The 22,232-nt window shown below is 70.4% G+C and carries 25 protein-coding genes; 13 read left to right on the top strand and 12 right to left on the bottom strand.

Annotated features, from left to right (window positions below):
* Positions 1 to 49 precede the first annotated feature (49 nt).
* The 4 genes from ACH4SP_RS37045 (at position 50) to ACH4SP_RS37030 (ending at position 3,118) form a co-directional block, all read left to right on the top strand.
* Positions 50 to 877, top strand: a complete 828-nt coding sequence (locus tag ACH4SP_RS37045; protein WP_398421869.1) for a phosphotransferase family protein — start codon at positions 50 to 52, stop codon at positions 875 to 877.
* A 318-nt stretch (positions 878 to 1,195) separates the two neighbouring features.
* Positions 1,196 to 1,759 (top strand): hypothetical protein, encoded by a 564-nt coding sequence (locus ACH4SP_RS37040; RefSeq protein ID WP_398421868.1) that lies wholly within the window; start codon positions 1,196 to 1,198, stop codon positions 1,757 to 1,759.
* Between the two features lie 328 nt (positions 1,760 to 2,087).
* Positions 2,088 to 2,507, top strand: coding sequence for an SSI family serine proteinase inhibitor (locus tag ACH4SP_RS37035; RefSeq protein WP_398421866.1), 420 nt, complete (start codon positions 2,088 to 2,090; stop codon positions 2,505 to 2,507).
* Between the two features lie 263 nt (positions 2,508 to 2,770).
* Entirely contained in the window at positions 2,771 to 3,118 is a 348-nt protein-coding gene (locus tag ACH4SP_RS37030; RefSeq protein WP_398421865.1) for a hypothetical protein, read from the top strand.
* 387 nt (positions 3,119 to 3,505) lie between these two features.
* Here the strand turns inward: ACH4SP_RS37030 and ACH4SP_RS37025 are convergent, their stop codons facing one another.
* A complete protein-coding gene (locus tag ACH4SP_RS37025) occupies positions 3,506 to 4,174 on the bottom strand; it encodes an SGNH/GDSL hydrolase family protein (protein WP_398421863.1) in 669 nt (222 codons plus the stop codon).
* A 255-nt stretch (positions 4,175 to 4,429) separates the two neighbouring features.
* Between ACH4SP_RS37025 and ACH4SP_RS37020 the strand changes: the two genes are divergently transcribed.
* A complete protein-coding gene (locus ACH4SP_RS37020; protein ID WP_398421861.1) occupies positions 4,430 to 5,560 on the top strand; it encodes an FAD-dependent oxidoreductase in 1,131 nt (376 codons plus the stop codon).
* Positions 5,561 to 5,580: 20 nt separating this feature from the next.
* Here the strand turns inward: ACH4SP_RS37020 and ACH4SP_RS37015 are convergent, their stop codons facing one another.
* The 5 genes from ACH4SP_RS37015 to sigJ all read right to left on the bottom strand — a co-directional run bounded on the left by ACH4SP_RS37015 (position 5,581) and on the right by sigJ (position 8,259).
* Positions 5,581 to 5,991 (bottom strand): GNAT family N-acetyltransferase, encoded by a 411-nt coding sequence (locus ACH4SP_RS37015; protein WP_398421860.1) that lies wholly within the window; start codon positions 5,989 to 5,991, stop codon positions 5,581 to 5,583.
* An 84-nt stretch (positions 5,992 to 6,075) separates the two neighbouring features.
* Positions 6,076 to 6,219 carry a hypothetical protein gene (locus ACH4SP_RS37010; protein ID WP_398421858.1) on the bottom strand — a complete coding sequence of 48 codons (144 nt, stop codon included), beginning with the start codon at positions 6,217 to 6,219 and terminating at the stop codon, positions 6,076 to 6,078.
* A gap of 134 nt (positions 6,220 to 6,353) precedes the next feature.
* Complete coding sequence (locus ACH4SP_RS37005) at positions 6,354 to 6,587, bottom strand: helix-turn-helix domain-containing protein (RefSeq protein WP_398421857.1); 234 nt, start codon at positions 6,585 to 6,587, stop codon at positions 6,354 to 6,356.
* Positions 6,587 to 7,171 carry a DUF2975 domain-containing protein gene (locus tag ACH4SP_RS37000; RefSeq protein WP_398421855.1) on the bottom strand — a complete coding sequence of 195 codons (585 nt, stop codon included), beginning with the start codon at positions 7,169 to 7,171 and terminating at the stop codon, positions 6,587 to 6,589. Before ACH4SP_RS37000 ends, ACH4SP_RS37005 begins: the two co-directional genes overlap by 1 nt.
* An 86-nt stretch (positions 7,172 to 7,257) precedes the next feature.
* Entirely contained in the window at positions 7,258 to 8,259 is a 1,002-nt protein-coding gene (gene sigJ, locus ACH4SP_RS36995; protein ID WP_398421854.1) for an RNA polymerase sigma factor SigJ, read from the bottom strand.
* Positions 8,260 to 8,350: 91 nt separating this feature from the next.
* Between sigJ and ACH4SP_RS36990 the strand changes: the two genes are divergently transcribed.
* Together ACH4SP_RS36990 and ACH4SP_RS36985 are read left to right on the top strand one after the other, a co-directional pair.
* Positions 8,351 to 8,815 (top strand): hypothetical protein, encoded by a 465-nt coding sequence (locus ACH4SP_RS36990; protein WP_398421852.1) that lies wholly within the window; start codon positions 8,351 to 8,353, stop codon positions 8,813 to 8,815.
* Positions 8,808 to 9,719, top strand: a complete 912-nt coding sequence (locus ACH4SP_RS36985) for a hypothetical protein (protein ID WP_398421851.1) — start codon at positions 8,808 to 8,810, stop codon at positions 9,717 to 9,719. The genes ACH4SP_RS36990 and ACH4SP_RS36985 overlap by 8 nt, the downstream gene beginning before the upstream one ends.
* An 18-nt stretch (positions 9,720 to 9,737) precedes the next feature.
* On the opposite strand, the gene ACH4SP_RS36980 is transcribed toward ACH4SP_RS36985, so the two are convergent.
* The 3 genes from ACH4SP_RS36980 to ACH4SP_RS36970 form a co-directional block, all read right to left on the bottom strand.
* Positions 9,738 to 10,361: an HAAS signaling domain-containing protein gene (locus tag ACH4SP_RS36980; protein WP_398421850.1), complete on the bottom strand. Its 624-nt coding sequence runs from the start codon at positions 10,359 to 10,361 to the stop codon at positions 9,738 to 9,740.
* Positions 10,358 to 10,732 (bottom strand): PadR family transcriptional regulator, encoded by a 375-nt coding sequence (locus tag ACH4SP_RS36975; protein WP_398421848.1) that lies wholly within the window; start codon positions 10,730 to 10,732, stop codon positions 10,358 to 10,360. The genes ACH4SP_RS36980 and ACH4SP_RS36975 overlap by 4 nt, the downstream gene beginning before the upstream one ends.
* 104 nt (positions 10,733 to 10,836) lie before the next feature.
* Positions 10,837 to 11,004 (bottom strand): hypothetical protein, encoded by a 168-nt coding sequence (locus ACH4SP_RS36970; protein ID WP_398421847.1) that lies wholly within the window; start codon positions 11,002 to 11,004, stop codon positions 10,837 to 10,839.
* A gap of 787 nt (positions 11,005 to 11,791) precedes the next feature.
* Here ACH4SP_RS36970 and ACH4SP_RS36965 point away from each other — a divergent pair.
* The 6 genes from ACH4SP_RS36965 to ACH4SP_RS36940 all read left to right on the top strand — a co-directional run bounded on the left by ACH4SP_RS36965 (position 11,792) and on the right by ACH4SP_RS36940 (position 19,213).
* The gene (locus ACH4SP_RS36965) at positions 11,792 to 11,947 is read left to right on the top strand and encodes a hypothetical protein (RefSeq protein WP_398421845.1); all 156 of its coding nucleotides are present in this window, start codon (positions 11,792 to 11,794) and stop codon (positions 11,945 to 11,947) included.
* A 186-nt stretch (positions 11,948 to 12,133) separates the two neighbouring features.
* The gene (locus tag ACH4SP_RS36960; protein ID WP_398421843.1) at positions 12,134 to 12,316 is read left to right on the top strand and encodes a DUF5302 domain-containing protein; all 183 of its coding nucleotides are present in this window, start codon (positions 12,134 to 12,136) and stop codon (positions 12,314 to 12,316) included.
* Positions 12,317 to 12,753: 437 nt separating this feature from the next.
* Positions 12,754 to 13,977 carry a methionine adenosyltransferase gene (metK, locus tag ACH4SP_RS36955; protein WP_398421842.1) on the top strand — a complete coding sequence of 408 codons (1,224 nt, stop codon included), beginning with the start codon at positions 12,754 to 12,756 and terminating at the stop codon, positions 13,975 to 13,977.
* 189 nt (positions 13,978 to 14,166) lie between these two features.
* Positions 14,167 to 15,162, top strand: a complete 996-nt coding sequence (locus ACH4SP_RS36950; RefSeq protein WP_398421841.1) for a carbohydrate kinase family protein — start codon at positions 14,167 to 14,169, stop codon at positions 15,160 to 15,162.
* A 201-nt stretch (positions 15,163 to 15,363) separates the two neighbouring features.
* Positions 15,364 to 18,498, top strand: coding sequence for an amino acid adenylation domain-containing protein (locus tag ACH4SP_RS36945; protein WP_398421840.1), 3,135 nt, complete (start codon positions 15,364 to 15,366; stop codon positions 18,496 to 18,498).
* A 22-nt stretch (positions 18,499 to 18,520) separates the two neighbouring features.
* Positions 18,521 to 19,213, top strand: a complete 693-nt coding sequence (locus ACH4SP_RS36940) for a LuxR C-terminal-related transcriptional regulator (RefSeq protein WP_398421838.1) — start codon at positions 18,521 to 18,523, stop codon at positions 19,211 to 19,213.
* A gap of 81 nt (positions 19,214 to 19,294) precedes the next feature.
* Here the strand turns inward: ACH4SP_RS36940 and ACH4SP_RS36935 are convergent, their stop codons facing one another.
* From ACH4SP_RS36935 to ACH4SP_RS36925, 3 genes are read right to left on the bottom strand one after another with little or no spacing between them, the layout of a single operon-like run.
* Positions 19,295 to 20,170 carry a dimethylarginine dimethylaminohydrolase family protein gene (locus ACH4SP_RS36935; protein WP_398421837.1) on the bottom strand — a complete coding sequence of 292 codons (876 nt, stop codon included), beginning with the start codon at positions 20,168 to 20,170 and terminating at the stop codon, positions 19,295 to 19,297.
* Between the two features lie 47 nt (positions 20,171 to 20,217).
* Entirely contained in the window at positions 20,218 to 20,814 is a 597-nt protein-coding gene (locus tag ACH4SP_RS36930) for a TIGR00730 family Rossman fold protein (protein WP_398421835.1), read from the bottom strand.
* A gap of 45 nt (positions 20,815 to 20,859) precedes the next feature.
* Positions 20,860 to 22,137, bottom strand: a complete 1,278-nt coding sequence (locus ACH4SP_RS36925; protein WP_398421833.1) for a M20 family metallo-hydrolase — start codon at positions 22,135 to 22,137, stop codon at positions 20,860 to 20,862.
* Positions 22,138 to 22,232: the final 95 nt, after the last annotated feature.

Here is a 22,232-nt window from a genome sequence, read left to right as displayed (position 1 = left end):
CGGCTTGCTTGTGTCCGACGACCGTCCGACCGACCGAGGAGACCGCGGAGTGGAGCGCGTCCCCTGGCACGATCTGCCGGCTGCTGCCCGCCACGCTGCCGAGCGCCACACGGGGCAGGTGGACAAGGCGGAGACAGCGGACCATGGCGTCATGTCCCGCCTCGCCTGCACCGTGCATGCGCGCTCCGGTCGCGTCTTCATCAAAGGCACGCTGCTCGATGACCCATCGGCATGGGTGTACCGACACGAGGCGCAGGTAGCAGGGCATGCCCCGCTCGCGCCCCGGGTCCTGTGGGAGGTCGAGGCGGGCGGGTGGCTGCTCGTCGGGTACGAGTACGTGGATGGCCGGCACCCTGACCTCGCACCAGGATCGGCCGACCTCGGCCCCTTGGTGCGCACGCTCACCGCCATGTCCGAAGCGTCGTGGCCCGAGAGCATCCGCAAGAAGCCGCTGCGCTCCCGATGGGCCGACTTTCTGCCCGAGGGCGCACCTCCTGGACTGGAGGGGCGCGCTCTCGCACACACCGACATGTCGCCGCTGAACATGCTCGTCACCGCGTACGGCGAACTGCGCTTTCTGGATTGGGCACTTGCCTGCCCAGCGCCCCGCTGGGCCGACACCGCATTCACGGTGCTACGCCTCATCTCTGCCGGACACACCCCGGAGCAGGCCGAGGCACTCGCCCATCATGTCCCCGCATACCAGGCCGCCGCTCCCGCGGACGTGACTACCTTCTCGCAGACCGTCCGCACCGCATGGGAGAGCAGAGAGCGGACAGATCCGATGCCGCACCGGGCCACTCTGACTGCTGCGGCACAGGCTTGGGACGCGCATCGCGCGCTTGCCGTGCATGAGGTGGGCCGCACAAGCAGCTGAAACGGGGCCAAGACGCATGCATGGGCAGAGCAGCTTTGACGTAGCGGTCGGAGCCGGGCCAGGGAAGGGGGTAACTCCCCACCGCTTCCCCATGGCTTACACAGCACTTGGCCCACACTGAACGCACACGTCTCGTATCGTTCTGGTGACGTCGGCCTGTGGCGGAGGGGCGCTGTGTGGGAAGGCATTGCGGCACTGTTGGGGATGATCGCTTTGGGTGCCGGACTACTCTTCGGCTCTCGCTGGATTCAGCAATGGAACGCGGCGGACGAGGAACGTCGGCTACCACCACATTCCGTGCGCCCAGAGGAGATCCCCATGCTGACGCGTGAGGTCTTTACAGTGATCTGCAGTTTGGCAGACCCCAAAACGCCGGTGGCCATGGGGAGGTACTTCAAGGATCAAGGTTGGAACGAGCGGGATGTCCGCGAGATCCTCCGCCCCATCAACCCATCACTGATCACTCGTCAAACTCCTTTCTTCCACGTCTACATGCCGACAGAACGCGGCCTGAACATCTACGGAGGGCTGATCATGAGCGACCCCGCAGAGCACGTCAACATTTGGGCCGGCAGAGGCAGTTTCGTGGGTGGCATCAACATCGGGAGTAGTGGCGCCACGGCCCAGGCGGGGCACTCAAACACGGCCGCAACCCGGTACGCGACTTATCAACGTATCGCGGAAGCCCTTCGTGGTGACGCAGAGGCAGCGGAGGGTCTTGAGGCGACGTCTGCCCTGGATAACGCTGACGATCTCGAGGAAGCCATCGCCTCCCAGGACCAGCCCCGGATCGACCGTATCCTCGGCCGCATCAACTCCCTGCTATCCGGCGCTTCATCGGCCTTCGCCCTCACACGCGAGGCTACGAACCTGCTCGGCTAGACCGACGTCCCGTCGTCAGTGGCACGGTGCAATCGCGCGCGCCCGCGCAAAGGGACACGACCGGTCGCGATCAGACCCTCAACTCTCCCAAGGCAACCCCGAAGATGACGAAGGTGACGGCTCAGCCCCGCCCCGGGGAAACTTCGGGAACCCTCACGCTTGACTTCCAGAGCGGTGCCCGCACCTGGTGGCAGGGCCCAGGAGTCAGCGACCGGGCGAGGGGGTCGGCGCACGCCACGCCACTTACGGGTGATGATCGGCGGCTTGCTGTCCGGTTCCGCCGAGACTGAGGCCCGTCTCGTCCCTCGCTTCTCAGGAGAATCGACCGATGGTCTTCCGCGCTGTGCTGCCCGCCGTTGCCGCGCTTGCTCTTCTGCCGTTCCTGGCAGGATCCGCCACTGCTGCGGCTGCTTCGCCCAAGCCCGAGGGGAAGCTGACCATCACGGTTCACGAGGGGGAGGACTCCAGAGGTGCTGTGATCGGGTCGGCGGACCTCAACTGCTACCCGACATCGGGTAGTCACCCGCGTCCGCACCTGACCTGCCGCAAGGTCGCAGCGGTGGAGGGCGACCTCCGCAATCTCACTCCGGTCGAGCGCCCCTGCCCGATGATCTACCGGCCGGTCACCGTTGTCGCTCACGGCACCTGGAAGGGCACGCCCACGGGCTTTGCCCGCACCTACCCCAACCAGTGTGTGGCCAACGCCGAAAGCGACAACGTGTTCAACCTGATGCCTTGGCGCCGCTGATCGCACACCAGGAGAAGACTCCCGACGACCCCTGCGTCCGCACCGCCGTGGCCGGCCGCCGTGGTCCTGCTGTGCAGGGGATTGTCTGCTGTCTGGCCGCGGCCGCTACACCTGTACGGGTGCCAGTGGGTTTCTGTGCCTGCGGGCCGATCGGGTGAAGAAGGGTCCTTTCGGCTGCCTGCGGTCCCGGCACTGAGCATCATCGCTGGTCAAGTCGGGGAGTCAGCATGCGTTCCCGGACCTTCCAGCAGAGGAATCGATTGATGCGTTTCCGTCACTCACTGGCCGCCGCGGCCGGTGCCGCCGTACTGGTCCTGAATGTCCCGGGATCCGCGTACGCGGCCGAGGGCGACTTCCGCTACACGTACGTCACTAGTTCGGGCGAGGAAGAGACGGCCACGTTCCACGACCCCGCGAGCGGGGAATGCATCGTCCTGCCCGAGGCGGCCGTGGAATACACCCAGCCGCCCGCCCACTCTCCGAAGAACCGCACCGACTCCTTCGCGATTGTCTTTACGAACGCGGACTGCTCGGGCGACGATTTCGCGTTGCGTCCCCATACCGGTGGTGCGAGCGAGCGTTTGAAGTTGCGGTCAGTCCTGTTCGTCTGACTTCTGACGCTCCCGCCCCGCCCGGCTCCCTTGCTGGGCGGGGCGAGTCGTTCTGGAGGCCGCACAGACCGGCGTGCGCGGGGCGGGATGCTCGACATCCGCGTGGGTCGTGAGCACCTGCCGGTAACCCACGGACCGGCCCGCCCGCCTGCACCCGCCGTATCCGGTCGCGCAGCCGGATTCGCTGAAGCAGGCCCTGCCGACGTGCGGCCACTTCGGCGTCTGCGCCACGCAACTACGGCGATCAGGACGCCCAGATCAACATTGGGCCATGGTCCGTTCCGGATGCCGGGGACGACGCGGTCGGCTTCACCTGGACCGTGCCGGGCATCGCGATGGACCAGACCGATTCCCCGGCAGCAGTACGAGAAGGTACGAGCCCTCGTCTCAGGCGACCAGGCGCAACCAGGCCGCCGCGAGCGCGGCGTGGCCGGCCGGTGTCGGGTGTATGCCGTCCGCGGACCAGTGCTCGGGCCCGCTCGTCGCGGCGAGCTCGGCGAACATGCCGTCGGCGGCGAGCAGTTGCGCGCCGTACTCGCGGGCGAGCCTGCGCACGGCCTGGATCTTCGGGTCCAGGTCGGTGCGCCATTGGGTCCGTTCCTTCTCCCCGATGAGCACACCCCCGCCACCGGCCTCGACGACGCCGTGGATCGGCAGGAGGAACGGCTCGACGAGGATCAGCTGCGTGCCCGCGTCGGCGAGGGGCGCGAGCAGGCGGCCGTAACCCGCGTCGAACTCCTCCACGGGGATCACGCGCCCCTGCGGGTCCAGCGTGTGCCAGCCCATGTCGTTGGCCCCGACGAGGATCGACACCACGTCGGGGCGCGCGTCGAGCACGTCGCTCTGCCAGCGGGCTTCGAGGTCGCTCACCCTGTGGCCGCCGACCCCGGTGTTCAGCCAGGTCACGGGCCGATCCGGGTGCCGGAGTCCCCACTCGCCCGCGATGCGCAGCGGGTAGCCGAAGCCGAGGCCGTCCTCGCTCTCCAGCCGTTGGCAGTCGGTGATCGAATCGCCGGTGAACATCACGGTGCTTCCCGGCCGGACAGTGATCGTCATGTGGGCTCCTTGAACTCGGGTGGGGGGGGGAGAGGCAGTTGCTTTCTGCGAAAGGTGCCGGACCCCGCCGACATCGGGCCGACAGTGCTCGGTGTGCCACGGTCGGCTCGTTGTCGGCCGTCTGTCGGGCCGTCTGTCGGCTGCCTGTCGACGGGGGGCGGCACCTTGCTGGAGAACCGGAGAACCGGAGAACCGGAGAACCGGAGAACCTGCCGGGTGACCGTCCGGCAGCCGTGCGACAGGCAAGGAAGCACCATGACCACTGACGTCACGATCATCGGCGCCGGGCTCGGCGGGCTGACGCTCGCCCGCGTCCTGCACCTCCACGGCATACCGGCCGCGGTGTACGAGGCGGAGGCCTCGGCGACGGCCCGCGCGCAGGGCGGGATGCTCGACATCCACGACTACAACGGCCAACTGGCCCTGCAGGAAGCGGAGTTGATGGACGAGTTCCGTGCCGCGATCCTGCCGGGCCGGCAGGCGGTACGGATCCTCGACCCGGACGGGACCGTCCTGTTCGAGCAGGACGACGACGGCACGGGCGGCCGCCCCGAGGTGCAGCGCAGCGAGCTGCGGCGGATCCTGCTCGACTCGCTCCCGGCCGGCACCGTCCGGTGGGGTCACAAGGCCACCGGGGTACGGGCCCTCGGTGACGGCCGCCACGAGGTGGCCTTCGCCGACGGCACCACCGTCACCACGGGCCTGCTCGTCGGCGCGGACGGCGCGTGGTCCCGGGTCAGGCCGCTGCTCTCCGACGCCGTGCCCGAGTACACCGGCAACGCGTTCGTCGAGACGTACCTGTTCGACAGCGAGACCCGCCACCCCGCCGCCGCGAAGGCGGTCGGCGGCGGGGCGCTGATCGTGCCGGAGCCGGACGGGCGGGGGATCTTCGCGCACCGGGAGAGCGGCGGGACCCTGCACGCGTACGTGATGCTGCCCAGGCCGCTGGACTGGTTCGACGGCATCGACTTCACCGATGCGGCCGCGGCCACCGCGCGGATCGCGAAGGAGTTCGACGGCTGGGCCCCCGAGCTCACCGCCCTCATCACCGACAGCGACACCGCGCCGGTCCTGCGCCCGCACCACAGGCTGCCGGGCGACCACCGCTGGGACCGGGTGCCGGGGGTGACGCTGCTCGGGGACGCCGCCCACCTGGCGGTCCAGGACGGTGAAGGCGCCAACCTGGCCATGCTGGACGGCGCCGAACTCGGTCGGGCCGTCGCCGCGCACCCCGACGCCACCGAGGCCGCGCTGACCGCGTACGAGCAGGCGCTGTTCCCCCGCAACGCCGCCGCGGCAGCAGCCGCCGAAGCCGCCGCCGAAGCGGAGGCCGCCAACGACGGCACGCCCCAGGACCTGATCAACTTCTTTGCCAGGGACGCGTAGACGGTTGGGCGGCTCTCACTTCACTCCGCGGAAGGCAGGTGGATCAGGCCCGCGTCCGTGGGGCGGAAGCCGCAGGCGTCGAAGTAGAAGGCCCGCAGCGGGGGTTCGAAGTCGACGTGCAGCCATTCGCAGCCCGCCGCACGGGCGTGCGCCGCCGCCAGGCGGACGACCGCCGTCGCGATGCCGCGGTGCTGGTGCGAGCCGCGGGTCTTCGTGTCGAGCAGGAAGGCGTGGTCGCCGCCGTCCCACGCGACGTTCACGAACCCGACGAGGACCCCCGCGCCGTCGCGGGCCCCGACCCAGCCGAGGCTGTGCTGCTGGATCCTGCTCCACCAGCCGGCGACTGCATCACCGCCGTGGGACCGTACGAGGTCGACCATCTCCTCGTCGGTGAGGGGGTCGCGCCATGTGCAGGAGATCGCTTCGCTCATCCGGCCAGCGTCGTCGACCGGCTTCCGGAACGACAACTCATCTGCCTGCCCGGCGGAGCTGTCCGGCGGAGCTGTCCGAGGGCGCTACTTGTCCTTGGAGGACGTCTCGCTCGGCTTCTTCCACGGAACGTGGGTGGCGAGCACGTCGCCCACCGTGCCGATCACGTTGAACGCGAGCAGGCCCACACCCTTCAGCACCCGCACCGCCGCGCCCGCAACCTCGTCCATGTCCTGATCCCCTCGCGCTGGTCGTCGTGGTCCTGATGGTTCCTGTGGCTTCGCTTCGATCTTGAAGACGCGCTGTGCCACCACTCGGTTGCCCGTATGACCTGGTCTTTTTACGGTCGGCCAGGTCATACGGGTCAGGTCGGCCCGTCCGGTTCGTGCGTGATCAGGTCTCCCGGCTGGCACCGGAGGACTTCGCAGATCCTCGACAGGGTCGAGAAGCGGATGGCCTTGGCCCGCCCGTTCTTGAGCACGGACAGGTTGACGACGGTGATGCCCACCTGTGCGGACAGCTCGGTGAGCGTCATGCCTCGCTCGGCGAGGAGCCGGTCGAGGTGGATCCGGATCGCGTGGAGCTCTTCTTCGGGCATCAGACGGTCCCTTCGAGGTCCTCTCGCATGCGTATGCCCTCGCGCATGATCCTCCCCATGATCACAGCGGCGAGGCCGGCGAGGACGAGTTCCAGCGATCCGGCGACCGTCGGCCCGGATCCCACGACGGGCGCCATGCTGGCGACGAGCCAGGACTGCGACCAGCCGACGACGAGACCGGCCAGCGGCATGCCCAGGGTGACGAACCAGCCGAGAACGGAGAGCCGTCGCGCCACCGCCTCGGTGAACGGCCCGTTCACCAGAACGGCGTTCAGCAGCCGGGAGAAGAACAGCAGCGCCAGGGAGGCGAACAGCAGCCACGGCAGTTGGCCCCCGAGGTCGGCGGCGCGCTGTCCGAAGGAAGGGCCGTCCTGGCAGAGGCGGGCGGCACTGCTGGACGCCTTCACGCCCTCTTCGACCGGCAGGCCGCCGGCCAGGGAGGCATTGGCCCAGAAGCCCGTCTGCACGCAGACCGCCCCGTCGTTGAGGAGATGAGAGACCGCCGTACCGACGAAGGCGAGTCCGCAGAGTCCCGCCAGTACGAAGGTCACTGAGGCCAGGGTCCTGGTGAGCCGCGTGTTCATTGCATCCCTCCCCATCGAATTTCGATATGTCCAAGACTAGGGAGCATATCGATATTCGACAAGTCCATGGCTGCTGGCCGCTCGGATCAGCTCACTCCGCTGCCAGTCCACGGGCGCAGCTTCTCCGGGTTGCGGACCGCCCAGATGCGGGTGACGCGGCCGTCGGCGATGTCGAACGCGGCCACGGTCACCGGGACGCCGGTGTGCTGGGCGACCAGGCCGGGCCGGCCGTTGACGTGACGTTCCAGGAGCGTCAGTCCTGGCGCCTTGCCGGCGATGTGGATCAGGTACTGGGCGATGCGCTCACCGCCCTCGACCGGGCGCAGCACGGTGCCGACCAGGCCGCCGCCGTCGGCGGTCATCGTGGCGTCGGGGTCCAGGAGACCGACGAGGGCCCGGACGTCCCCGGCCTCCCAGGCCTCCTTGAAGTGCCGTACCAGAGAGGCCTGTCCGGCCGCAGGCGCCGCCGGCACCTGCGCGGCGCGGACCCGCCGACGGGCCGAGGTCGCCAGCTGCCGGCAGGCCGCGGGCGTCCGGCCGACGATCCCGGCGATCTCGGCGAAGGGGTAGCGGAAGACGTCGTGCAGGACGAACGCCACGCGCTCGGCCGGCTTCATCGACTCCAGTACGACGAGGAAGGCCATGCTCACCGACTCGTCCAGGGTGATCCGGTCGGCGGGGTCGGCCGACTCGGCACCGCCGCCACCGGCCCGCCCGCCGAACCACTCCGTACGGTCGGGCAGCGGCTCGGGTATCCACGCGCCGACGTAGGCCTCGCGCCGGACCCGCGCCGAGCCGAGCACGTCCAGGCAGATGCGGCCCGCCACCGTCGTCAGCCAGGCGCCCGGCGACTCGACGGCCTCCTGCCGCTGCCGCGACATCGCGTACCAGCGGGCGTACGTCTCCTGCACGGCGTCCTCGGCCTCGGACAGCGAACCCAGCAGCCGGTAGGCGAGATTGGTCAGCCGACGCCGCTCGCCGACGACGACGGTCGCGCTGGGACGGGGCGCGGACGGGTCGTGCTCCTCCTGGGACTTGTCGTGCCCCTGCGGGGACCTGTCGTGTTCCGGCTCGGACGAGGTGCTCATGGTCGTGCCTCTCACAACTCGCTGCCCTGCTTCGTCAGGTGATCAGGACACTACTGATCCACCGCCGCGAGGCAGAAGAGGGGTCCGCACCATGGCCACCCGGACGACCCGGACGACCCAGACGACGCGGACGCCCCGGACGACGCGGACGACAACGACGGCCGTACCGGGCCGAATCACGTTCCTCCGGCTCGCGATCGCCCTGCAGACCCTGGCGATCCTCTTCCAGGCGGTCACCGCCGGAATGCTGCTGACCTCGCCCCAGGGCGGGGTGCTGCACGACGCCGGATCGCGCGTGATGTACGGCGCGTCGATGCTGTACGTGCTCGCCGCGGTCCTGGCCTGGCGGCCGGGCGGCGGATCGCCCCGCCCCGTCCTGTACGCGTCCGGCTTCCTCGCACTCGCGTCGGTGCAGGTGGCGCTGGGCATCGCACATGTCCCGTCGCTCCATGTCCCCCTGGGTGTCGTGATGTTCGGCCTGAGCATGCTGTCTCTGGGGCAGGTACGGGGTCACGCCACTTCGCGCCTCCGTACGTCCGGGAGTTCACATGGGTAGCAGGACATCGCGTACCGCCGGTCGACTCGCCGTACTGGCCCTGCTGGTCGCGGGCCCGGGGGCCGCTTCGGGTTGCGGCAGCCCGCGGGAGGGGGCGGGGGCCGGCGGTGACGCGGCGGCTTCGGCGCACCGTGCCCGGCAGGTCGCCGCGGCCTGGGACGGGTCGACTGCCGCTGCCGCGTGGCGTGTTGGCCACCACCCCATGGGGGACGTGGTCCAGCTGCCGCGCGGCGGTCTGCGCGGCAAGGCCGACAGGCAGGCGTACCGGGACCGCCACTTCGTCCTGCGGGGCAGGCTGCCCACCGCCAGGCCCGGGGACGGCAAGGTGGCGTGGGCAGGGGAGGAGGTGCTCACCCGGCCGTTGCAGGGGGCGGACGTGGCGTACAGGGCACTGGCCGGCGACCGTACCGGGGGAGGAGGACCGCACCTCACGGTGACCGGGGCGAAGCTGGGCGGCATGACCCTTGCGACCAGCCGCGGCCCGGCAGTGGTCCCGGCCTGGCTGTTCACCCTGGACGGCTACGACACCCCGCTGAAGCGGGCCGCCGCCGTTCCGTCGAAACTCCCCCGGCCGCCGATCGGGGAGGCCCGCGACGTGCCCGGACTTCCGCTCCAGAACCTGGTCCGGATCGCCGCGGACGGGCGCTCGGTGACCGTGGTCGCCCTGCACGGTGTCTGCGACGAAGGACCTGTGGTGGAGGTGCTGGAAACACGCGGCAGCGTGGTGCTGTCGACCTCCGTCGGACAGCGGAAGCACGAGGGGCTCTGCACCGATCAGGCCAAGGAGCGGCAGGTGACGGTGCGGCTGGACCGCGCCCTGGGCGACCGCGTCCTGCTCGACGCGCACACCGGCCGCCCGGTTCCCTACCAGCCGCAGAACGGGCCCTCACCGAGCTGGAGTTGAGAACCGGCCGAGTCTTCTTCAGACGCGGCGGACCCGCCAGAGCCATGCTGCCGTGCCGACCATCAGGGCGAGCGTGGCCAGGTTGGCCAGGAGGGCCGGGGTACCGGCCGCCGGGCCTGCGCTGGACAGGTTCGCGGTGACGATGACGGCGGTCGGCAGGACGGCGGCAAGCAGGACGCCGGTGGTCTTCTGGACGGCGGTCCAGTGCACCGAGGTGCAGAGAAGGACGACGCCGGTGATGCGGAACAGGACGCCGATCAGAGGGCCGGGGTGGTCGGCGAAGACCATCACGAAGGGCAGCGAGAGGGTGAGCATCAGGAGCGGGACCAGGGGGTGCACCTTGCCGCGCCGGGCCGGTGCACCGGCCCCAGCAGCGCCGGTACTGGCATGTGCACCGCTGTGGGTCGGGTCCCCGGCGGCCCCGTGGCCCGCCTCGGCCAGCGCCGTCGCCGCGATCGTACGGGGGTCCCCCAGCTCCGCGAGGACCTCGGCGATCGCGGCGTCGGGGCGTTCGGCGCGCGTCACCTCGATGTGCTCGGCGAGGTCGGCGAGGAGTTCCTGGCGGCGGTCGGCGGGGAGTGCGGAGGCCTCGCGCCCGACGGCGGAGAGGTAGTCGTGCACGGGGTCGGGAGAGGGCTTCATGCGGGGGCTCCGGTGGGGGGAAGCGGGGTGGACAGGAAGGCGTCGACGGCGTTGCGGAAGCCGGGCCAGACACGGGTGAACTCGTCGAGCGCGGCCCGGCCGCTGTCGGTGAGCGCGTAGTAGCGGCGGGGCGGGCCGGAGGCGGACTCCTGCCAGGTGGTGGTGACCAGATCGTCGCGGCGGAGCCGGGAGAGCAGCGGGTAGACCGTGCCCTGGCTGGTGGCCAGGGCACCGGACTCCTCCAGGGCGTGGAGGAGCTCCACGCCGTAGCGGGGGCGGTCCCGCATCAGGGCGAGTACGCAGTACTCCAGGACCCCCTTGCGCAGCTGGGCGGCTGCCCGGGCCTGCTTGGTCGAATCACCTGGTTCCATGCGATGCAAGATACCTGGTGGGGCAAGTGGAGGGGAAGGGGGGTGGGTGCAGGGGGCTCGGGCAGAGGGGCTCGGGCAGGGGGCTCGGGCAGGGGCCCCGTACGTCATCGGCGGTGGCACCCGCAGTCGCACCGCAGCACCTCGACCGGGACCTCCGTCGGCCGCTGCCAGGCGAGCCTGATCTCCTTCGGCCCGTCGCACAGACCGTGCTCGTCGCTGCGGCACTCCGGTGTGCGGTACGCGGTCTCGGTCGGCTGTGCCTGCGTCTTCACGTCGGTACCTCTCCGGAGAGCCGGGCGGAGCCGGCCTCGACGAGTGCGGTGAGGCGGTCCGGGCCGCAGAGGCGTCCGGGCCGAGCATCGGTGCGCACCCGTACGTTTCCGGCGGGGCGGGCCGGTCCGCACGGGGCGCGCCCAGTCGTCCCGGCACCAGGCAAGAACCGTTCCGGGAAGACCAGTTGGGTACTCGGCCCACCCGGACCGGTGGACAGGATCACTGCTCACAGTGGACGGGGCCTGCACCGGTGCGACTTTCACGGACGGGCCGGTGATCCGGGCGACGGTGTCAGGACTCGGTGGGGAAGCGGACGGAGTGGAACTTCAGGTGCTCGTCGCCTACTTCGTACGGCTTCAGGACGGTCATCGTGCCTCGGCGGGCGGCTGGGAAGGGCGATGACCAGGGCCATGGCGCGGGCCGCGGAGGCAGCGGCGGCGAGGGCGCGCGGACGCGTCACGGGGTGGTCCTTACGTGGGGGACGGACTTGCTCAAGCTGTCCCGAGTTACCCCGCAAACCTGCCGGTAGGCCTTGTTTCATCCGAACGGGGCGGAGTGGGGCGGTGATTGCCCCGGGGCACCTGGTCCAGGCCCGCACCGGAGGCCGGGCGCAGGACGTTGTCGACCCGGGCCCCGGCCTATCGGACCTCTCCTCCGGCCCGCACGGTCCCGCAGTGGAGGAATTGCGTGCTGTTCGGCGCATGGGGTGCGGTCTCCGGTGCCGGGGGAAGCAGCAGACCGCTGGAGGGCGACTGGAGAATCAGTCAGGCATTCAGACTGCTGACGATGCTTCACATGTGGTACGAGCAAATGACGACGGCTACGGCTGGGTGGCGCACCCGGCCGCCGGAGAGCCACGGCTTCACCGTGCACGCCGAGCAGGACGAGATCCACGTCGGTACGGACATCCACCACAGCCACGCTCCGTGCGGCGACCGGTGAACCGTCGACTGCGCCGCGGGGCGGCCGAACTCGTCGCCCGATGAGCTCTTCGAGCTCCGTCTGATTGCTTGTGCAATTTGAATTGCGTGGCGCGGAGGTGCTGAATCGAGGCTCGAATACCACCTCGTCAGGCTTTCCTTTCTGTGACACGCTGACTTCGCTGTTGCTTATGTCGAGGAGGTTCGCATGACCGATATCCCGCAGAACAGTGCCGCCGACAACGACGCCAAGCGAAAGTTCCGGGAGGCGCTCGCGCGCAAGGACCGGGGTGGAACGTCCCGAGAGGCGCGCGAGGACTCCAGGTTGCGAGCAAAGGGCGGCAGCAACCCGGCGGGGGGCAAGCGGCAGTTCCGCCGCAAGACGGGCTGACCGGCGTGTGAGCGTGTGGAGAAGGGCTGTTGTTCCCGACCGGGGGCAACAGCCCTTCTTCGTATGCCCGTCGAGGGCGCCCCGGGCGATCGCTTGAGAAGCACTTGAGAAGTACTCGACAAGCAGTGGAATCCCGTTTCAGCCTCACTTGAGGCGGCGCAGGGAAGGGCCACGGCCCTGCGGTTGAGATTTGCAGTAGGGATTCGCGACCGTTTGTCCAGCGGTTCTCGACCGGTCGCCGTGAGAGTCGGGAGAACTCGCGGAGCAAGGGGCGGAGGTGCCGGATGAGACAGCTCGCAGCCCGTCGTTTGCGACTGATGTGGGTACGCCTGCGGTCCCGGCGGACTTCCTGAGCACTCCGGACGGCGCTGCCCGAGCACCCCGGGCAGCGTCCCCGAGCGCCCCGCGTGCAACCGACCCCACTCCTCTGGAGAGCCATGTCCCGTCATCTGTTCACCTCGGAGTCCGTGACCGAGGGCCACCCCGACAAGATCGCCGACCAGATCAGCGACGCCGTGCTCGACGCGCTGCTGCGGGCGGACCCGGCCTCCCGGGTCGCGGTGGAGACGCTGATCACCACCGGTCAGGTCCACCTGGCGGGCGAGGTGACCTCGGCGGCGTACGCCGACATCCCCGCTCTGGTCCGGGACACGGTCCTGTCCATCGGCTACGACTCGTCGGCGAAGGGCTTCGACGGAGCCTCGTGCGGTGTCTCGGTGTCCATCGGTGCGCAGTCCCCGGACATCGCGCAGGGCGTCGACACCGCTTACGAGCAGCGGGTCGAGGGTGCCGCCGCAGGTGCGGAGGGAGACGAGCTGGACCGGCAGGGCGCGGGCGACCAGGGCCTGATGTTCGGCTACGCCTGCGACGAGACCCCGGAGCTGATGCCGCTCCCGATCCACCTCGCGCACCGTCTCTCCCGCCGTCTGACCGAGGTCCGCAAGGACGGGACGGTCCCGTACCTGCGCCCGGACGGCAAGACCCAGGTCACCATCGAGTACCGGGACGGCCGCCCGGTCCGGCTCGACACGGTCGTCGTCTCCTCGCAGCACGCTCCGGACATCGACCTCGACTCGCTGCTGACCCCGGACGTCCGCGAGCACGTCGTGGAGCACGTACTGGCCGAACTCTCCGACAGCGGCGTCAAGTTGGAGACGGACGGCTATCGGCTGCTGGTGAACCCGACCGGCCGGTTCGAGATCGGCGGCCCGATGGGTGATGCGGGGCTGACGGGCCGCAAGATCATCATCGATACGTACGGGGGTATGGCCCGGCACGGCGGCGGCGCGTTCTCGGGCAAGGACCCGTCGAAGGTGGACCGTTCGGCGGCGTACGCGATGCGCTGGGTGGCCAAGAACGTGGTCGCGGCAGGGCTGGCGTCCCGCTGCGAGGTGCAGGTCGCGTACGCGATCGGCAAGGCAGAGCCGGTCGGTCTCTTCGTCGAGACCTTCGGCACCGCCACGGTCGACACGGACAGGATCGAGCAGGCCATCGCCGAGGTCTTCGACCTGCGCCCGGCCGCGATCATCCGCGACCTGGACCTGCTCCGCCCGATCTACGCACAGACCGCCGCGTACGGCCACTTCGGTCGCGAGCAGGCCGACTTCACCTGGGAACGGACCGACCGCGCCCAGCAGTTGAAGACCGCGGCGGGCCTCTGACCGGCTGAAGTCCGGTGACCGGTTGAAGTCCGGCCACGGGCCACCGCCCATCCCCACCGCCCACCGCCCATCCCCACCGCCCATCCCCACCGCCCACCGCCCACCGGCCGCCGGGCAACCCCGGGCCACAGCCGGCCTGTGCCCAGCCTGCGTACCAGATGTCCGTACCCCTCCCGAGGAGATCCTGACGTGCGTATCGCTGTTACCGGTTCCATCGCCACCGACCACCTCATGGTCTTTCCCGGCCGGTTCGCGGATCAGCTGATCCCGGACCAGCTGGCGCACCTCTCGCTGTCCTTCCTGGTCGACGACCTGGAGGTGCGCCGGGGCGGGGTCGCGGCCAACATCGCCTTCGGGCTCGGCAGCCTCGGCCTCTCGCCGCTGCTGGTCGGGGCCGTGGGCAGCGACTTCGCCGAGTACGAGATCCGGCTCAAGGAACACGGTGTCGACACCGGCCACGTGCATGTCTCGGCGGAGCGGCAGACGGCCCGGTTCATGTGCATCACGGACGAGGACGCCAACCAGATCGCCTCGTTCTACGCGGGCGCCATGCAGGAGGCCGGGGACATCGACCTGCGGCGGCTGACCGCCGCCGGGGCGGCCCCGGCCGATCTCGTCCTGGTCTGCCCCAACGACCCGGCGGCGATGCTCCGGCACACCGCCCAGTGCCGGGAACTGGGCCTGCCCTTCGCCGCCGACCCGTCGCAGCAGCTGGCCCGGCTGGACGGCCCGCAGGTACGCGAACTCGTGGACGGCGCACGCTGGTTGTTCACCAACGAGTACGAAGCCGCCCTGCTCCTCGAACGCACCGGCTGGGACCGCGGGACGGTCCTGGAGAAGGTGGGCGCCTGGATCACCACCCGAGGCGGCGCAGGGGTACGGATCGACCGGCGCGGCCACGGCCCGCTGACCGTCGAGGCGGTGCCCGGCCTGTCCGTCACCGACCCGACGGGCGTCGGCGACGCCTTCCGGGCCGGTTTCCTGGCGGCCACCGGCCGTGGGCTGGAACTGCGGCCGGCCGCGCAACTGGGCTGTGTCCTGGCGGCACAGGCACTGGGCGCGGTGGGCTCGCAGTCCTACCTGGCCGATCCGCGGCAGCTGCTGGCGACGGCGACCGACGCGTACGGCGCGGACGCGGCACGACTGCTCGCCCCCGGCCTGGCGCACCGGCCCGACCAGGCCTGACGGACGCCCCCCGGCCGACCGACACACGGCCCTCTCCTGCCCCCCCCACTCACCTGCCCCCCCCACTCTCCTGTCTCCCTCCCCTCCTCTCCCCCTACCGGCCTTACCGCCGCGTGGTGATCGTCTCGCCGCGGCCTGGAAGTCATGGGAATCCCCAACCAGTACCTCCCAGTACCTCAATGACGTCAGGAGCTATGAGCGTTGAACACCCCTAAGCCTGATCATGGTTTCGTTCACGAGCTGTTCGCCGCCCGGGCCCGTGCCCAGCCCGATGCCCTTGCGGTGATTTCCGGTACGCAGTCGCTGACCTATGCCGAGCTGGACGCGCGGGCCGACGAGGTGGCCCGGCGGCTGAGAGGCTCCGGCGTCGGCCCGGAGGTTCCCGTGGTGGTCCGCGTCGAGCGTTCGCCGCACATGGTGGTGGCGCTGCTCGGGGTGCTGAAGGCCGGGGGCGCCTACGTGCCCCTCGACCCGAAGTACCCCGAGGAGCGGAACAGGTTCGTCCTGGAGGACACGGGAGCACCGGTGGTGCTGACCACGCGGCAGCTCGCCCCCGGCCTGACGAACGGCCGGGCCCGGACCGTACTCCTCGATGAGCCGGGTCCTGACACGGCCCGTACGGACAGCCCGCCGACGGCCGGCCCGCAGGATCTCGCGTACGTCATCTACACGTCGGGCTCGACCGGGAAACCGAAGGGCGTGATGGTCGAGCACGCCGGTCTGTCCAGTCATCTCGACGCGATCGCGGAGGCCTTCGGCTACACCGAGGACGATCGGACCCTCGTCTCGGTGAGCGCCGCGTTCGACGTGTCCATCGAGCAGATGCTCGCACCCCTCGTCCGCGGGGCGACCGCCGTCATCCAGCCCGACGACGTCGTCGCGCCCCAAGACGTGATCCGGTACGTGCGCGAGCATTCCGTCACCGTCGTCAACATGACGCCGGTCTACCTGGACGCGGTGTTGCGCGAGAGCACCGACCTGGACACCGTCCGGCTGATCGTCTCGGGCGGCGACGTGATCAGGCCCGGCATCGTGCGGGCGGCCCGTACCACTCTCACCGGGAAGCGCGTCCTCAACGTCTACGGCCCGACCGAGACGACCATCACCGCCCTGGTCCAGGACCTGAGCGAGGTCGCCGATGGCGAACCCGTCCCCATCGGCCGGCCGGTGTCCCGCACCCGTGTCCACCTGGTGGGCGAGGACGGAGCAGAGGTCGGACCCGGCGAGGTGGGGGAGATCGTCATCGGCGGGGACAGGGTCGCCCGCGGGTACCTCAACCGGCCGGCGCTGACCGAGGAGCAGTTCGTGCCGGACCGCTTCGGCCCGCCCGGCGGACGTCTGTACCGGACCGGAGACCTCGCCCGGCGGCTGCCCGGCGGCTCGCTGGAATTCCTCGGACGCTCCGACGACCAGGTGAAGATCCGCGGATTCCGGATCACGCTGGGCGAAGTCGAGGCCGCGCTGGCCGTGCTGCCCGGGGTGTCCGGTGCGGCTGTCGTGGCCCGCCCCGATGCCACGGGCGAGGCCCGGTTGATCGGGTACGTGACGACGACCGCCGGGGCCGAAGGGAGCGTCGGACCGCGCACGGCGCTCCAGGCCGTGCTGCCGGCCCACATGGTGCCCGCGGCCGTCGTGGAGCTGGCCGCCTTCCCCATGACGCCGAACGGCAAGATCGACCGGAACGCCCTGCCCGAGCCGGCCCCGGTGCGCGCGTCCCCGGAACCCGCCACCGGTCCTGCGAACCCGGCCGAGGCCCTGCTCGCAGCGATCTGGGCCGACGTTCTGCAGGTCGAAGGCGTGGGCGTGCACGACAACTTCTTCGACCTCGGCGGACACTCCCTGCTGGCCTTCCAGCTCGCCTCCAGGGCGAGCGCCGCGACCGGGAAGGACATACCGCTCAGCGCGGTCTTCGAGCACCCGACCGTCGCCGCCATGGCAGCCGTGACCGGCTCCCTCCAGGAGGCCGCGGACAGCGCCCCGGCGCCGACGCGCTGCGAGGGGCGGACCGAGGGGCCGCTCTCGGCAGGGCAGGAGAGGCTGTGGATCGTCCAGAGCCTCGATCCCGCGGGTTACCAGTACAACGTGCCCTCCCTCTGGCACCTGTCGGGCGAGGTGGACGCAGCGGCGCTCGAAGAGGCGCTCGACGCGCTGGTCCGGCGGCACGAGATCCTGCGGACGGTGTTCGTCGCCGGGGAGGACGGCCCCCGACAGGTCGTACGGCCCGCGGAAGCGGTCCGGTTCGAACTGACCCGGGAGCCCGTCGAGTTCGCCGCGGACACCATCCCCAAGGCGGTGCGTGCCTTCGCCGAGGAACCGTTCGACCTCGCGGCGGCGCCGCTCGTGCGGGCCGGGCTCTTCACGGACCACCGCCACGCCGACGAGTCGCTGTTCCTGCTGGTCTTCCACCACATCGTCATCGACGGCAGTTCGCTCCCCACGGTGCTGCGCGATCTGGAGGCCCTGTACCGGCAGGCGGTCGGCGAGCCGCGGGGCGGGCTCGCGGAGCCGGGCCTCCAGTTCCTCGACTTCGCCGTGTGGGCCGGGCAGCAGTCGGCCGAGGAGGAGGATCTCCATCTGGCGTACTGGCGCGAGCAGTTGAAGGATCTGGCCGCCCTGGAGCTGCCGGCCGACCGGCCGAGGCCCGCCTACTGGTCCGGGTACGGCGGGTCGGTGGAGTTCACGCTGCCGGCAGAGGTGGCTCTCGGTCTGAGGAGCATCGGAGGCCAGGAGAACTCGTCCTCGTTCATGGTCCTGCTGGCCGCCTTCCAGGTCGCTCTGGCCCGCTGGAGCGGGCAGGGCGACATCGCGGTGGGGGCGGCGATGACCGGCCGCTCGCTCCCCGAACTCGATCAGCTGGTCGGCTTCCTGACCGACACCATGGTGCTGCGCTGCGCGGTCTCCGGCGAGCGGACCTTCCGCGACGTCCTGGGGGACGTACGGGAGGCCACCCTCGGTGCGATGAAGCACCACCTGGTGTCCTACGGCCAGGTCGTCGAGGCGCTGCAGCCCGAACGGCACCTGGACCGCAACCCCGTCTTCCAGGTGTTCTTCTCCTACGAGACGCAGGACGACCTGCCGCACTGGGAGCTGCCGCGCGCCAGGGCGACACACCGCCACTGGCCGATGTCCTCGTCGAAGTTCGACCTCGATCTGACCTGCGTCGAGTCGAAGGAGCAGATCTCCTGCTCCCTCACCTACGCCACCGACCTCTTCGACGCGGCTTCCGTCGAGGGGTTCTCCCGCGACCTCGGATCTCTCCTCCGGTTCCTGGTGAGCGGCGGTGGACCGGACGCGTCCATCGCGGCATGGCAGTCGCGCTCGTTGGCCGACCTGTGACGACAAGAAGGGACGTCGGGTGATGCACACCAAAGCAGCCGTCATCGCCGCCGAAGCACTCGTCCGGGACGGGATCCGGTCCATGCTGTCGGTCGACCGCACGGTCGACGTGGTGGGGGAGTCGGCGAATTTCGCCGACATACCGCAGGTGCGACGGCGGATGGACCCGGATCTGTTCATCATCGACTTCTCCGGGCTCAAGGCCGGCAGCGAGGTCCACGCACGGCGGATCCGCTCGCTCGTCGACCTGGCGGACCGGCCCGTGGTCCTGCTCGCCGACGACGGCGTCCAGGCCGACATGGAACTGCTCGGACTGGGGGCGTGCGTCCTCAAGCGGTCACGCATGAGCTCCGCGGACCTGGTCTGCTCGGTCAGGCTGCTCGCCGCGGGCTATCTCCCCGTGGAGCGGCGCCTCGCGCAACAACTCGCCCACCGCGCGCTGGAGGAAAGGGCGGGCGAGGCGGCACACGTACGCCTCCTGACACCGCGGGAGCGGGAAGTCTTCCACCTTCTCGCCCGCGGCAGGACCAACACGGAGATCGCCGCCTCGCTCACGCTGGCCAACTCGACGGTGAAGACCCATGTGCAGGGAATCCTCAAGAAGCTCGGTCTGACCAGCCGGCTCGAAGTGGTGATGCTCGCCCACCGGCCGGTCCGCCGGCCCGCCGCGCCCACCGTGCTGAGGCAGCGGACCCGGGGGAGGGCCGCCGCCTGAGCACGTGCGCGGCATCGATGCGCCAGGTCCCGGCCTGGCGCATCGCAGCGGACCGTAGGTGAGGAAACCGCCGGACAGGACCTAGTTCTGCCGGACCGCGCCCACGCGTCGCGCACCGCCGAGCAGATCGAGATCGAGCGACATGCAGCGGATTCCGCCACCGGCCTTGCGGAACTCGTCGACCGGTGAGAGGCACACGGTGAAGCCCCAGTCGTCGAGCTGCCTCCTGATCCGAGGGGGGCAGGAAGCCATCATCACCGTGCGCCCGACGACCACCGAGTTGGCGCTGAAGGTGAGCGCCTCGTCCATGCTGATGACCAGCGGTTCCGGTACCAGCTCCAGGACGGCCCGCTGCCCTTCCCGGTCCCATGCGCCGGGTGCGCAGACGGCCCGGCCGGCGTCGAGCGGGCAGAAGGACATGTCGAGGTGGTAGAAGCGCGGGTCGACGAGGGGCACCTGTACGACGCGGACGTCGAGCACCTGCGACAGGTGATCCGCCGCTTCGGGCGACGTGCGCGGTCCGGTGCCGCACAGCAGTACGTCGCCGAACCGGAGCACGTCACCGCCTTCCAGATACAGGTCGGGATCGTCGGGCCAGGGGATCTCCGTGAACCCGTGCTCCCGCAGCCACGTCGCACCGTGCGCGGCCTCGGCCCGGCGTTCGGGATGCCGGAAGCGGCCACGGACGAAGCGGTTGCCGTCCACCACCCCCACGTCCGTGGGGAAGACCATGTCCGAGAGGCCGGGCAGCGAGGGGACGTGGTGCACCTCGGCACCGGCCGCCCGCAGACCGGCCACCAGGGCGTTCCACTCGCGCCAGCTCTTCCTCCTGTCGGGGCGCCGCTGCGACGACATCCACGGGTTGATCTCGAACGTGACGTCGAAGTGATCAGGACTGCACAGCAGGAACCTTTTCGGCGGATTCCGTGACGCGGTGGGAGAAGAGCTGTCGCTCATGGTCACCCTCTCTGTGCTCGGCTTCTCTGTGCTCGGCTTCTCTGTGCTCAGCGCGGCACGGTGAGCGCCGCGACAGCCTCCGAGGGCTCTGCCGTCAGCAGGTCGAGGGCCTCGTCGACGTCGGCGGTGGCATGCACGAGGTCGCGTTCCTCATGGGTCATGAAGCCCTCCTGCGCCACGATGTCGAGAAAGCCCAGGAGGGAGTCGAAGTAGCCCTTCGTATTGAGGAGGACCACCCGCTTGCGGTGCATGCCGAGCTGGTTCCAGGTGGCCACCTCCATGAGTTCGTCCAGGGTGCCGAACCCACCGGGCAGGACCGCGAAGGCGCTGGAGAGCCGGTACATCAGGGCCTTGCGCTCGTGCATGCTCTGTACGACGAAGATCTGCCCCGGCGCCTGCTGGGACCGCTCCCGCTCGTGGAGGTCGTGCGGAACCACTCCCGTGACGGTGGCACCGTGGGACAGGGCCGCTCCGGCCACCGCCCCCATCACGCCGGCGCCGCCCGCGCCGTACACCAGACCGCAGCCGCGGCGGCCAAGCGCCGCACCGAAGTCCTCGGCGAGCTCGGCGTACGCGGGGTCCTTGCCGGGACGTGCGCCGCAGAACGTGGCGATGACCGCGGCCCGTTGACGAATGTGGTGCATGGGAATCTCCGATCGCAGCGTGGCAGTAGAGGGGACGGCGCCCGGTCAGAGCTTCAGCACCGTGCGCAGCAGCACCTCGGCACCGGCGATCAGGTCCTCCGGGGCGGTGCGTTCCGAGGGGACGTGGCTGACGCCGTCGATGCTCGGCACGAAGATCATTCCGACCGGGGCGAGATCGGCCACGACCTGAGCGTCGTGCCCCGCTCCGCTCGGCAGCGTCTCCTGCGCGTATCCGAGCTCGGTCGCCGACGCCGCGATGGTGTCCCGGATCCTCGGATCCGTGTGCACGGGAGCGCTGCGCACGGTGGACTCGATCACGGCCCGTACGTTCCCCGAGCGGGCCAGGGCGGCGAGTGCGCCGCGCACGGTGTGCTCGGCCGCGTCGAGCCGGGCGGGGTCGCTGTCCCGGAGGTCGACGTCGAGCCGTACCGCGTCCGGAATGGTGTTGGGGGAGTTCGGATGGACCTCCACCCGCCCGACGGTGGCCACGCGGCACAGCTTCTCCTCCGCAGCCAGCCGCTGTACGGCCTGGATCAGGTTCGCTGCCACGACGAGGGGGTCCTGGCGCCCTTCCATGGGCGTGGTGCCCGCGTGGCCCGCCTTGCCGTGCAGCTGTACGGACATGTGGGTCCGTCCGGTGATGGACTCGACCACACCGATGGACCTGCCCAGCCGTTCGAGGACGGGCCCCTGCTCCACGTGGAGTTCCAGGTAGGCGGCGAGGGAGCCCGGCGCCCAGGTGGCCGTCTTCAGCAGGGACAGATCACCGCCCGCGCGGGCCAGGGCGTCCCGCAGTGGCCGGCCGGCGTAGTCCTCCGGCTCGCCGGGCAGCGCGTCCAGCCGTCCCGCGAGCACCATGGAGCCCCAGAACGGCTGGGGGAAGAGCGCGCCCTCCTCGTTGGCGAAGCCGACGGCGATGGTCTCGTGGTCCGTCTCGGCGCCGCCTTCGTGCAGGGTCTGCAGCACTTCCAGCGCGGCGACGACTCCGTAGGCCCCGTCCAGCCGGCCGCCGTTGGCGACCGTGTCGAGGTGCGAGCCGACGAGTATCGGGGGGCGGGTGGAGCGCCGGTGGCCCTCGGGGCGCCGGAGGAGCAGGTTTCCTCCGGCGTCGACGGTGGCGGTCAGGCCGGCCTCCACCGCCTGCCGGGCCACATAGGCCCGCCCTTCCTGGTCGGCGTCGCTGAAGCCCATGCGGGTCACGCCGCCGTCCTCGCTCCCGCCGATCTCGGCCAGGCGGTCGAGACGGTCGAGCAGTCGGGCGCCGTCGATCCGAAGAGAGGTGCCGGGGCGAACCTTGTCCGCGACGGTCAGAGAGTCAGGCATCGTTACCACCTGTCGTGGCGATCGGGCTCCGGGGGCGTGAGCCGGCCCAGGAGGGGAGAAGGGCCGGGACGTGCTGAACAGCCCGGTCGTGCGGG

It is taken from the genome of Streptomyces sp. NPDC021093, from assembly GCF_044333135.1.
Taxonomy (GTDB): domain Bacteria; phylum Actinomycetota; class Actinomycetes; order Streptomycetales; family Streptomycetaceae; genus Streptomyces.
Note: the sequence above shows the minus strand (reverse complement) of the source record. Positions and strands in the feature narration are given on the sequence as shown.

Bases quoted from the DNA above. Each gene is read 5' to 3' on its own strand.
- ACH4SP_RS36930 (WP_398421835.1), bottom strand. From the start codon at position 20,814: ATGCACCACATTCGTCAACGGGCCGCGGTCATCGCCACGTTCTGCGGC.
- ACH4SP_RS36980 (WP_398421850.1), bottom strand. From the start codon at position 10,361: ATGAAGCCCTCTCCCGACCCCGTGCACGACTACCTCTCCGCCGTCGGG.
- ACH4SP_RS36935 (WP_398421837.1), bottom strand. From the start codon at position 20,170: ATGAGCGACAGCTCTTCTCCCACCGCGTCACGGAATCCGCCGAAAAGG.
- ACH4SP_RS37030 (WP_398421865.1), top strand. From the start codon at position 2,771: ATGCGTTTCCGTCACTCACTGGCCGCCGCGGCCGGTGCCGCCGTACTG.
- ACH4SP_RS37035 (WP_398421866.1), top strand. From the start codon at position 2,088: ATGGTCTTCCGCGCTGTGCTGCCCGCCGTTGCCGCGCTTGCTCTTCTG.
- metK (WP_398421842.1), top strand. From the start codon at position 12,754: ATGTCCCGTCATCTGTTCACCTCGGAGTCCGTGACCGAGGGCCACCCC.
- ACH4SP_RS37000 (WP_398421855.1), bottom strand. From the start codon at position 7,171: ATGAACACGCGGCTCACCAGGACCCTGGCCTCAGTGACCTTCGTACTG.
- ACH4SP_RS37020 (WP_398421861.1), top strand. From the start codon at position 4,430: ATGACCACTGACGTCACGATCATCGGCGCCGGGCTCGGCGGGCTGACG.
- ACH4SP_RS36925 (WP_398421833.1), bottom strand. From the start codon at position 22,137: ATGCCTGACTCTCTGACCGTCGCGGACAAGGTTCGCCCCGGCACCTCT.
- ACH4SP_RS36975 (WP_398421848.1), bottom strand. From the start codon at position 10,732: ATGGAACCAGGTGATTCGACCAAGCAGGCCCGGGCAGCCGCCCAGCTG.
- ACH4SP_RS36985 (WP_398421851.1), top strand. From the start codon at position 8,808: ATGGGTAGCAGGACATCGCGTACCGCCGGTCGACTCGCCGTACTGGCC.
- ACH4SP_RS37025 (WP_398421863.1), bottom strand. From the start codon at position 4,174: ATGACGATCACTGTCCGGCCGGGAAGCACCGTGATGTTCACCGGCGAT.
- ACH4SP_RS37040 (WP_398421868.1), top strand. From the start codon at position 1,196: ATGCTGACGCGTGAGGTCTTTACAGTGATCTGCAGTTTGGCAGACCCC.
- ACH4SP_RS37005 (WP_398421857.1), bottom strand. From the start codon at position 6,587: ATGCCCGAAGAAGAGCTCCACGCGATCCGGATCCACCTCGACCGGCTC.
- ACH4SP_RS37015 (WP_398421860.1), bottom strand. From the start codon at position 5,991: ATGAGCGAAGCGATCTCCTGCACATGGCGCGACCCCCTCACCGACGAG.
- sigJ (WP_398421854.1), bottom strand. From the start codon at position 8,259: ATGAGCACCTCGTCCGAGCCGGAACACGACAGGTCCCCGCAGGGGCAC.
- ACH4SP_RS36965 (WP_398421845.1), top strand. From the start codon at position 11,792: ATGCTTCACATGTGGTACGAGCAAATGACGACGGCTACGGCTGGGTGG.
- ACH4SP_RS36990 (WP_398421852.1), top strand. From the start codon at position 8,351: ATGGCCACCCGGACGACCCGGACGACCCAGACGACGCGGACGCCCCGG.
- ACH4SP_RS36960 (WP_398421843.1), top strand. From the start codon at position 12,134: ATGACCGATATCCCGCAGAACAGTGCCGCCGACAACGACGCCAAGCGA.
- ACH4SP_RS36940 (WP_398421838.1), top strand. From the start codon at position 18,521: ATGCACACCAAAGCAGCCGTCATCGCCGCCGAAGCACTCGTCCGGGAC.
- ACH4SP_RS37010 (WP_398421858.1), bottom strand. From the start codon at position 6,219: ATGGACGAGGTTGCGGGCGCGGCGGTGCGGGTGCTGAAGGGTGTGGGC.